The following is a 10,272-nucleotide window of genomic DNA, read 5'->3' as shown; positions in this document are numbered from 1 at the left end:
CGGAGCTTGCTCCGCTGCTCTTGTTTGATGGCGCACGATGGCCGGACGTGGATCGAAGAGCAGCCGAGCGAGCTCGGCTCTACGAGGAGCACCACCCCAGGGACTCCGCAGGCTTCCATGTAGAGCGGAGCTTGCTCCGCTGCTCTTGAGGCACGGCGCAGGTTGACCGGACGCGTAGAAGAGCAGCCGAGCAAGCTCGGCTCTACGAGGAGCTCCATCCAGGGAGTCCGCGGCTTCCATGTAGAGCGGAGCTTGCTCCGCTGCTCTTGTTGGACGGCGCACGATGACCGGACGCGGGTAGAAAAGCAGCCGAGCAAGCTCGGCTCTACGGGAAGTGCGAGGCGCAGCTCGGCTCTACAAGGCGAGCAGCTCCAGCACCCGTTCCGGCGGCCGGCCGATGACGGCCCGGCCGCCATGGACGAAGATCGGGCGTTCCATCAGGCATGGGTGTTCGGCCAGGGCTGCGATCAGTTGTTCCTCGCTCAGGGCCGGATTGGCCAAGCCCAGCTGGGCATATTCGGCCTCGCCGGTGCGCAGCAGGTCGCGGGCGCCCAGGTTCAGTTGCCGGAGCAGGTCGCGCAAATGGTCGGCGTCCAGCGGCTGGTCCAAATAGGGCACCACGCTCAGCTCGATACCCCTTTCAGCCAGCAGTTGCAGGGCACCGCGGGATTTTGAACAGTGCGGGTTGTGGTAAAGCAGGGTGCCGTCCATGGGCACAAGATTAATCTGTTTGACCAGAATCGTCCCTCCCATTACCATTTGCGCCCCGACTTCGGGCGGTTAGCTCAGCGGTAGAGCACTGCTTTCACACGGCAGGGGTCACAAGTTCGAAACTTGTACCGCCCACCAGTTGCACCAAAAGGCCCGGCTTGTCCGGGCCTTTTGCTTTTTTGAAGGCGACTGCGGGGATGCCCGGTTTCCGCGCCTACGGAGCACCACCGAAAGGTCGGGCAGTGGATTGGCACACAACTTGCCTCTATCGCGACAGGTCTCTTGGGAGGAAACCTGCATGAACAGTCACGCCATTCCGGTTGCCACGCCATTGGTCCTTGTCCGAGCCTCGGCTGCAAATTTTCGTCGCCTGATTTCCCGCCGCTCCACGCGTGAGCTGGATGATGAAGAGCGGGCCGATCTGATCGAGGCCCAGGTAAAAGCCACACGGCCGGTGGTCAGCGGTGTGCTGTTTTGCGGCGCACTGTTGTTGGCGTTGACCGGTTTCTTCGAGATGACGGGCGTGGCGCCCAGTTCCGGCTATCCCTGGTGGCTGGTGCAACTGGCGGCGGCGACGTCGGCCGGCTGCGCCTTTGCCGTCATGCGTTTGACGAATTGGCGACTGCGCTTGGTGCTGGCATTGACGGCCACGCTCCTGATTGGCGTGTTCATGAGCATGCCGCTGCCTGGCGCGACCGGTCAACTCGCGCTGCGTGCGGGGCTGTTCCAACTGTTGCCGTTGGCGCTGATGGCGCTGATGGTCAGGCCGATGTCGATCGCCGCGATGGCGGTGCTGGTGCTCGTGCTGGCGTATCTACGGATCGCGGTCTACGGGAACCCGGGGGCCGGCAGCGCACTGTACTGGCTGTACATCTTCACCACGGTCGGTTTTGGCGTGGTGCTGGCGGGATATAGAACCGATTTTGCCGTGTCGGTCTGGCGCATGCGTCGGCGCCTGATGCAGCAGGCCTACACCGATGGACTGACCGGCCTGGCCAATCGCGCCGGTTGGAACGATCGCGCGACGAGCGCTTACGAAGCCGTGGAAGACCGCCCGACCGCGATCGTGTTCTTCGATATCGATCACTTCAAGCGCATCAACGACCAGCATGGACATGAAGGCGGCGACGCCGTGTTGCAGCGCCTGGGCGGGATATTGAAAGCGCGGCTGGCGGAAGGCGACTACGCCGCCCGGATCGGCGGTGAGGAATTCGCGGTACTGATGACGGGCGAAAACGCCGCGTCGGCGCAATCGTTCGCCGAGCGCGTTCGCGCCGAATTCTCCAAGGGCTATGGCGACATACGTTCGACCGTCTGTGCCGGCATCAGCTATCGCCAGCCTGGCGACAGCCTGCGTGCGCAGATGCGCCGTGCCGATCAGGCGCTGTATGAAGCCAAGGACGGGGGCAGGGACCGATTGGTGGTGCATGGTTGAAGGGGGAAATCCGTACCCGTATCCCAATGTGTGGGAGCGACGTAAGTCGCGACCGTAACAATCGGCGGTAGGAAGAGCGTCGCGACTTACGTCGCTGCCACGCGTTGGGACCAGCGGTGCGGCAGAAATTTCAAACCGGCAAGCGCTGGTTGAGCTTATCGATATCTCCCCATGGATCGCTGCGCAGTCGTGCGGCTCGTGCTTTGGCGGCGGGCAGGGTGAAGGCGCCGGGCGAAGCAATCTTGCTCAGGTCCTCCCATCGGATCGGCACCGCGACGGTAGCGTCGGGACGGGCGCGTAGCGACCAACTGCAGACGCTGGTGGCGCCGCGCGTGTTGCGCAGCCAGTCGATGAAGATGCGGCCTTCGCGCTCCGCCTTGCTCGCTGTCGCCAGATAACGCTGCGGCTTGTCTTCTGCCAAGCCCTTCGCGATGGCTTCGCAGAAATCCTTGGCTTGCTCCCAGGAGGGTCCGGGTTTGATCGGAACCACCACATGCAGGCCTTTGCCGCCGGAAAGCCGTACGAAACTTTCCAGGCCGGCCTGCTGCAAGCGTTTGCGCACTTCGCGTGCGGCGGCTTTGACCTGCGTCCAATCCACGCCTTCGCCCGGATCAAGATCGAATACCAGCCGATCCGGCCGTTCCGGCGCTTCGACGGTGGCGCCCCAAGGATGGAACTCCAAGGTATTCATCTGCACAAGCGCCAACAACCCAGCCAGGTCCTCGATGTAGAGGTAATCTTCTTTCCCGCTTTTCTGCTGCAGCGGGATCGCTTCCACGCTCGCGCCCATTGCGTCGGTGTGGTGTTTCTGGAAAAAGCATTCGCCTTCCACGCCACCCGGACAGCGCACCAGCGACAGCGGGCGATGGATCAGTTCCGGGAGTATCCATTTGCCGACGGAGCGGTAGTACTCGGCGACGTCAGCCTTGGTGATGCCGGTGTTGGGATAGACGATGCGCTCGGGGCTGGTCAACCTCACCGCATCGGTGGCCGATTTTTTCATCGGTTGGTGTCCGTGGTGGTGTATTGGCTTCGCGTAGGAGCGGCGCCCCGCCGCGAGCTCTTCGCTTCTATCGCGATCGGCAGAAAGAGCTCGCGGCGGGACGCCGCTCCTACAACAGCAATGCGCTGGGAGACGAAGCCGTTCGGCTGTCGTCAACCCGCTTTTTTCTTCGCCGCCTTGGTGGTCTTGGTCTTCTTGGCCGGCTTTGCCTTGGTAGCCTTGGTGGTCTTGCTTGTTTTCTTGGCGGGGGTACGTTTGTTGCTGGCGAGGCTTTTTTCCAGCAGGGACATGAAATCCACCACGTTGGTAGTGGCATCCTTTGGCGCCTCTTCGGTGTCGTCGAACTTGGCCACCTTGCCTTTGGACTTCACTCGTTTCTTGATGATCTCGTGCAGGCGCAGGCGGAATTCGTCCTGGTAGTCGTCGGGCTTCCACTCTCCAGCCATCGACGAAATCAGCTGCTTGGCCATTTCGATTTCCTTGGCGCTGATGCGGTAAGTGCTCGCAGCACCGGAGGGAAGGTGGTGCTCAGCCGGGTCCACCAGCTCCTGCGGGTAGCGCAATAGGATCAACACCAAGGCGTCTTCCAGCGGCATCACCGCCGACAGGTACTGGCGGGTGCGGATCACTACACGGGCAATGCCGATCTTGCCGGTGCTTTCCAGCGTTTCCCGCAGTAGCACGTAGCCTTTCTCAGCTTTCTTGCCCGGCACCAGGATGTAAGGTTTCTCAAAATAACGAGGATCGATATCGCTGGCTTCCACGAAGGTTTCGATCTCGACGCTTTCGCGGCTTTCAGGCGCCGCCGCGCGGAAATCTTCTTCCTCCACCACGACATAGTTGCCTTTGTCGTATTCGTAGGCCTTGACGATGTCTTTCCAAGGCACTTCCTCACCGGTCTCCGCATTGACGCGTTCGAAGCGGACCGGCTTCTTGTCGCGTGAATCGAGCATCCGGAAATGCAGATCCACCTTGCGCTCGCCGGACATCAGCGAAACGGGGACGTTCAGCAGTCCGAACGATAACGTGCCTGTCCAGATCGGACGCGCCATAAGGGTTGACAGGCCTAGTGCTGGGTAGGCGCGGGGCGATGATCATCCAGCCAGCGCCAAGCCTCTCTCACCATGGTGCGTACGACCGGCCAGCGAACCTCCGACGGGCCACGCAAGGCCTCCCACTGCGCTTCCAGCGCATGCTCGGTCGAGAGATCCAACATGCCGTCGTGCGCTTCGTAGCTGGCCAAGGCCAGCGCGTAAGCCGAACAGGCGTCATCCCACGCGACCTCGGGGTGAAGACGGACGCGGCGACCATAATCGGCGGCGCTGAAGGCCTCGAAATCGGAAGCTTGGTCCGTATCCCGGAAAGCGACGCATTGCGCGACTCTGCCGCGCGTCTTCTTTAGCGATTCCAATTGATCGCGATATTTGATCCTGTCCATGCGTGTCTCCGGCTCGACGGTGGGGTTCGAATCAATAACGTGATTAGTTATCTGCCGGGCCGTTACCGATCCGTGACGGGACCGTGTACGCAGCGCTCACTTGCCGGCATGAGAAGACATCCGTTCAGCAAGCAGAAGCCTCGTAGGAGCGGCTTCCAGCCGCGAGCTCTTCGCTTCTATCGCGGTCCGAAAGGAAGATCGCGGTCTGTGGGGAAAGCTCGCGGCTGGAAGCCGCTCCTACAGAAGATCTTGCGGTGAATCCGCCAATCTCACCAGCTGCGACAGTAACCGGGTGATATGGCGCTCCCTCTTGGAGCGCAAGGCATGGCCAGTCAAGCCAGTTTATTGAGAAAGCTCGAATCCGAATCCTCGCTGCTGCCGGCGCGAAGTGGCGATGGCAAGGGGTTGAGCGACCGCCTGGCGTCCAAGTACCACGACCGCATCACGGGCCGGTTCATGATTCCCGGGCGGGAAGGGCGCTACGCCGAACTCCCGGCCGATCTTCCCGCGGCGCTGGCGACTGCACTGCGCGCTCGCGGCATCGAGCGACTGTATTCGCATCAGGCCGAGGCCTGGGCGCATGCGCAGGCGGGCAAGCACCTGGCCGTGGTCACGCCGACCGCCTCGGGCAAATCGCTGTGCTACACGCTGCCGGTGGTATCGGCGGCGATCACCCGCCAAGCCAAGGCGCTATACCTGTTCCCCACCAAGGCGCTGGCGCAGGACCAGGTCAGCGAATTATTGGAGCTCAATGCCGCCGGCGATCTCGGCGTCAAGGCATTCACGTTCGACGGCGATACGCCGGGCGACGCACGCCAAGCGATCCGTTTGCACGGCGACATCGTCGTCAGTAATCCGGACATGCTGCACCAGGCCATCCTGCCGCATCACACCAAATGGGCGCAGTTCTTCGAGAACCTGCACTACGTGGTGATCGATGAGGTGCATACCTATCGTGGCGTGTTCGGCTCGCACGTCGCCAATGTGTTGCGCCGGTTGAAGCGGGTGTGCGCGTTCTACGGCGCCGATCCGCAGTTCATCCTGTGCTCGGCCACCATCGGCAATCCCAAGGCGCATGCCGAAGCCTTGATCGAAGCGGAGGTGGAGGCGGTCGCCGAATCCGGCGCGCCTACCGGCGACAAACACGTATTGCTGTGGAATCCACCGGTCGTCAATCCGGATCTGGGTTTGCGTGCATCGGCGCGTTCGCAGAGCAACCGCATCGCGCGGCTCGCAATCAAGGCAGGGCTGAAGACGCTGGTATTCGCGCAATCCCGGACCATGGTGGAAGTGCTGACCAAGTACTTGAAGGATGTGTTCGATCACGATCCGCGCAAACCGCCCCGCATTCGCGCGTACCGCGGCGGTTACCTGCCGACAGAGCGGCGCGAGGCGGAACGCGCCATGCGCGACGGACGCGTCGACGGCATCGTGTCGACCTCGGCACTGGAGCTGGGCGTGGATATCGGCAGCCTGGACACGGTGGTGCTCAATGGTTATCCGGGTTCCATTTCCGCCACCTGGCAGCGTTTCGGCCGGGCCGGGCGCCGCCAGCAGGCGTCGCTGGGCATCCTGGTGGCCAGCTCGCAGCCGCTGGATCAGTACGTGGTGCGGCATCCGGAATTTTTCGCCGACAGTCCGCCGGAACACGCGCGCATCGCCGCGGACCAGCCGATGATCCTGTTGGATCACATCCGCTGTGCTGCTTTCGAACTGCCGTTCCTGATAGGCGAACGCTTTGGACCGGTCGATCCGGCGCCGTTCCTGGAATTGCTCAGCGAAGACAGCGTGGTGCACCGCGAAGGTGACCGCTACGAGTGGATCGCCGACAGCTATCCGGCCAATGCCGTAAGTCTTCGTTCGGTGGCCGATGGCAACTTCGTGGTGGTCGACCGCACCGATGGGCGCCAGACGATCATCGCCGAGGTGGATTTCAGTGCTGCGCCGCTGACCTTGTACGAAGGCGCGATCCATATGATCCAGTCCATGCCCTATCAAGTGGAGCGGCTGGACTGGGAAGGGCGCAAGGCCTACGTGACGCGTACGCAAGTCGATTACTACACCGATGCCATCGACTACACCAAGCTGAAGGTGCTGGAGCGCTTCGATGGCTGCATTGCCGGGCAGGGCACCTGCCACCACGGCGAAGTGCATCTGGTGCGGCGTGTCGCCGGCTACAAGAAAATCCGTTACTACACCCACGAGAACATCGGCTACGGGCCGGTCAACCTGCCGGACCAGGAAATGCACACCACCAGCCTGTGGTGGCAGCTGCCGCCGGAAATACTGGAACGTGCTTTCGAATCGCGGCAGCAGGCGCTGGATGGTTTTCTTGGCGCGGCTAACGCGTTGCATATCGCCGCCACGGTGGCGGTGATGGCGGAAGGGCGCGACTTGCAGAAGGCGGTCGGCGACAGCGATGGTGCTTGGTCCGCCTTGCCGGATGGGCAAGGACGCGGGCAGTTGCGTGGCGCTGGCAGTCAACTGCTTTCGCCGGCTTCCGGCGATCGCTTCGTTCCCACGGTGTATCTCTACGACAACTATCCGGGCGGCATCGGGCTGAGCGAACCTTTGTGGCACCGCCAACGCGAACTGCTGCAACGCGCGCGCGAACTGGTCGCCACCTGCGATTGCCAGGCCGGTTGTCCCGCCTGCGTGGGGCCGGTGCTGGCCACTGACGAGGATGCCGACGTTACGCCACGGCAGCTTGCGTCCCGGGTCCTGGAACTCTTGGAAACGTCATGAGCGTCAGTGCCGAAAAACTGCAGCGCCTGCGCAGGCAGAGCGGCGTGCCAGTGGCGTCGGCTGCGCCCAAGGTGCCGGCGGCGTCGGAAACGATGCCGATGCTGCGGCGAATGCTGGGCGTGCGCCAGCGAACGGCGATCACGCAGGCTGCGGAATGCGACCGGCAACTACCGGGCGTTGAGCTTTCTCCCGGTCTGCGTCTGGTGGAACACGTACTGCCTTGGGCGACAGTGCCGGCTCAGTTCGATGGCAGTTTCGCGCGTGCCGAAGCGCTGCCCAGCGAAGGCATGCTGTTCTTCGACACCGAAACCACCGGTTTGTCTGGCGGCACCGGCACGCGCGCTTTCATGATCGGCGCCTCCGACTTCGTACCGGAGGGTCTGCGGATACGGCAACTGCTGATCTCGCATCTGGCAGCCGAGACGGCGATGCTGGAGGCGTTCTCGCAATGGCTGCGGCCGGATACACGCTTGGTCAGCTACAACGGCCGCTGTTACGACGCCCCGTTACTGGCCACGCGTTATCGGCTGGCACGTAAATACAACCCGTTGTCCGATCTCGCGCACCTCGATTTGCTGTTTCCCACCCGGCGGCGGTACCGCGGTGTTTGGGAGAACTGCAAACTCGCTACCATCGAGCGCAACGCACTGGGTATCGTCCGCGAAGACGACCTGCCGGGATCGGAAGCGCCGGCCGCCTGGCTGCAGTATCTGCGGGGTGGTTCCTCGGAACTGCTACGGCGCGTGCTGGCGCATAACTTCCAGGACGTGGTGACGCTGGCGCGGTTGTTGGAGCATTTGGCGGTGGTGGATGCGAGTGGTGTAGGCGACGCCGCGGACAGCAGAGCAGTTCTGGTTCTTTCCGCGACCGCTTGAACAGCGGCTTGTTTCCTTCTCCCCATGGGAGAAGGTGCCCGAAGGGCGGATGAGGGAATGACAATGACTCGCTAGCCAAGTTCGTTACAAGCGGACACCCCATTCCCTCATCCGTCGCTGCGCGCCAGCTCGCTTCGCGCCCCAGCCCTGCGCAGCGCGCAGGGCGTTCAGGCATGCACGAGCCAATGGCTCGTAGGCCGCACGCCGTCACCCCAGAGGGAGAAGGGACGGGCCTGTGACGGCTTTGTTCCGCCAGGATTCCCCACCCACCACTCATCAGAGTGTGAAGCACTGCTCAATACCAGCAAGCGCCACTAAAGAAGCAAATGGGCCTGCCGAAATCCTTGGTAGATTTTCGAGCGGGTGAAACCGTTCGGGAAAACGCTCACCTCCGATTGGATCAAACGCTTTAGGGGAACTGCTTTGCGGATTCTGTACGTTGGCGATACCGCTTGCCTGCCTGCCGACCTGGCCGACTATATCGGCGACATGGGCGACGAGTGGAAAGTCGAGGTGGTGGCCGATGGCAACGCCGCGATTTTTGCTATCGCCAATGCGCCGGTCGATGTAGTGCTCGTCGGCCCTTCGCTGCCCGACTTGCCGCCGCCGACGCTGCTCGGCCAGATCCGCACGCTTCGGCCCGAAACCATCCGCATCGCGCTGCTGGAAAACTCCGATGGCAGCATGGCCCCGCCGATCAAGCTGATTGGGGTCGCGCACCGGTTCCTGCCGTTACCGCTGTCGTCGGAAACGGTGCTGGAAGCGATTCATAGCCTGGAGGAACTGCGCGATCTGCTGGACAGTCCGCGGCTGCGCCGTGCGATCGGCCGGGTAGAGCATCTGCCGTCGCCGCCGCATCTGTATTTCGCGCTGACGCGCGCACTGGAAGAGGACGAAGGCACGGCGAACGACATCGCGAAGGTCGTTGCCGGTGATCCGGCCATTGCCGCGAAAGTACTGCAGTTGAGCAACTCCGCCTTTTTCTCCAACGGTCGCGGTATCACCGACCTGCGCGCAGCCGTTACACGGCTGGGCTTGAGCACGTTGCGCGACCTGGTGCTGGCCAGCGAAGTCTTCTCCATGAAGACCAGCTCCACCGTCGACCGCACGATGTTGCAGCAGCGTGCGCTGTTCGCTTCGCGGCTGGCGGCCAAGATCCTGCCCAAGACCAGCGCCGACCTCGGCGCCACCGCGGCGTTGCTGGCCAACATCGGCCTGTTGCTGCCGGGCGTGCGCGACGAGCGCGAGCCGCTATTGCCCGACGATCAGAACGAGCGCCCCGGCCACACCGAGGCCGGCGCGTATCTGCTGGGCCTCTGGGGCTTGCCGATGCCTATCGTCGAAGCGGTCGCCTTCCATCGCCATCCGCAACGCTCCAGCCTGCGCAGCTTCTGGGTACCCGGCGCCGTGCATGTTGCCGGCGCACTGGCCAGCAACGAACCGGTGGATGAAGCGTACTTGTCATCACTGGGCGTGCTGCACCAGCTGCCGTCATGGCGCCAGATGGCCGAATCGATGGTCGAGCGTTTCGAGGAAACCGCGGCGTAGGAGCCGGGAGTTGGGAATGGAGAACCGGGAATGGAGCGTTCCTGGCTCGTCGTTCTTCCGCACCATCAGAGATTACCGTTCTGCATACCCCATCTGACGTAGAGCCGAGCTTGCTCGGCTGCTCTCCGATCCGCATGCATGGGGCGAACGGCAGCGGAGCAAGCTCCGCTCTACGCGACCGCCAGCAGGGCGGGCTTGATATCGGTGGGCCGCGACCATGATGTTTTCGGTCACGATTTGACCGGCCATTTGGCGACTAAACCCCACCTGACGTAGAGCCGAGCTTGCTCGGCTGCTCTCCGATCCGCGTGCGCAGGCGAACGGCAGCGGAGCAAGCTCCGCTCTACGCGACTGCCATCAGGGTGGGCTTGAATCGGTGAGTTGCGGCCATGATGTTTTCGGTCACGATTGACCGACCATTTGGCGACTAAACCCCGTTGCGTAGAGCCGAGCTTGCTCGGCTGCTCTCCGATCCGCGTGCGCAGGCGAACGGCAGCGGAGCAAGCTCCGCTCTACG

Annotated in this window: 6 protein-coding genes, 1 tRNA gene and 2 pseudogenes; 5 read left to right on the top strand and 4 right to left on the bottom strand. The window is 62.8% G+C overall.

Annotated elements, in window-relative coordinates; translation table 11 throughout:
- Positions 1-354: 354 nt before the first annotated feature.
- The gene (gene arsC, locus AADW18_RS18035) at positions 355-711 is read right to left on the bottom strand and encodes an arsenate reductase (glutaredoxin) (RefSeq protein ID WP_337344790.1); all 357 of its coding nucleotides are present in this window, start codon (positions 709-711) and stop codon (positions 355-357) included.
- A 63-nt stretch (positions 712-774) separates the two neighbouring features.
- Between arsC and AADW18_RS18030 the strand changes: the two genes are divergently transcribed.
- Positions 775-849, top strand: a tRNA-Val gene (locus AADW18_RS18030).
- A 160-nt stretch (positions 850-1,009) separates the two neighbouring features.
- Positions 1,010-2,146: a GGDEF domain-containing protein gene (locus AADW18_RS18025; RefSeq protein WP_337344789.1), complete on the top strand. Its 1,137-nt coding sequence runs from the start codon at positions 1,010-1,012 to the stop codon at positions 2,144-2,146.
- A gap of 130 nt (positions 2,147-2,276) precedes the next feature.
- Here AADW18_RS18025 and ligD read toward each other — a convergent pair.
- From ligD to AADW18_RS18010, 3 genes and pseudogenes are all read right to left on the bottom strand, one after another.
- Positions 2,277-3,125 (bottom strand): annotated as a pseudogene (ligD, locus tag AADW18_RS18020) (non-homologous end-joining DNA ligase); the annotation flags it as partial.
- Positions 3,126-3,301: 176 nt separating this feature from the next.
- On the bottom strand, positions 3,302-4,201 hold the full coding sequence (locus AADW18_RS18015) for a Ku protein (protein ID WP_337344788.1): 900 nt from the start codon (positions 4,199-4,201) through the stop codon (positions 3,302-3,304).
- Positions 4,202-4,215: 14 nt separating this feature from the next.
- Positions 4,216-4,587, bottom strand: coding sequence for a hypothetical protein (locus AADW18_RS18010; RefSeq protein WP_337344787.1), 372 nt, complete (start codon positions 4,585-4,587; stop codon positions 4,216-4,218).
- Between the two features lie 324 nt (positions 4,588-4,911).
- Here AADW18_RS18010 and AADW18_RS18005 point away from each other — a divergent pair, with 324 nt between their 5' ends.
- The 3 genes and pseudogenes from AADW18_RS18005 to AADW18_RS17995 all read left to right on the top strand — a co-directional run bounded on the left by AADW18_RS18005 (position 4,912) and on the right by AADW18_RS17995 (position 9,755).
- Positions 4,912-7,332: a DEAD/DEAH box helicase gene (locus AADW18_RS18005; RefSeq protein ID WP_337344786.1), complete on the top strand. Its 2,421-nt coding sequence runs from the start codon at positions 4,912-4,914 to the stop codon at positions 7,330-7,332.
- A gap of 50 nt (positions 7,333-7,382) precedes the next feature.
- A pseudogene (locus tag AADW18_RS18000) lies at positions 7,383-8,207 on the top strand (ribonuclease H-like domain-containing protein); the annotation flags it as partial.
- A gap of 423 nt (positions 8,208-8,630) precedes the next feature.
- Positions 8,631-9,755 (top strand): HDOD domain-containing protein, encoded by a 1,125-nt coding sequence (locus tag AADW18_RS17995; protein WP_337344785.1) that lies wholly within the window; start codon positions 8,631-8,633, stop codon positions 9,753-9,755.
- Positions 9,756-10,272 lie beyond the last annotated feature (517 nt).

The organism is Pseudoxanthomonas sp. CCNWLY206-1, from assembly GCF_039710385.1.
Classification (GTDB): Bacteria; Pseudomonadota; Gammaproteobacteria; order Xanthomonadales; family Xanthomonadaceae; genus Pseudoxanthomonas_A.
The sequence above is the reverse complement of the archived record's forward strand: the minus strand, read 5'-3'. Positions and strand labels throughout refer to the sequence as shown.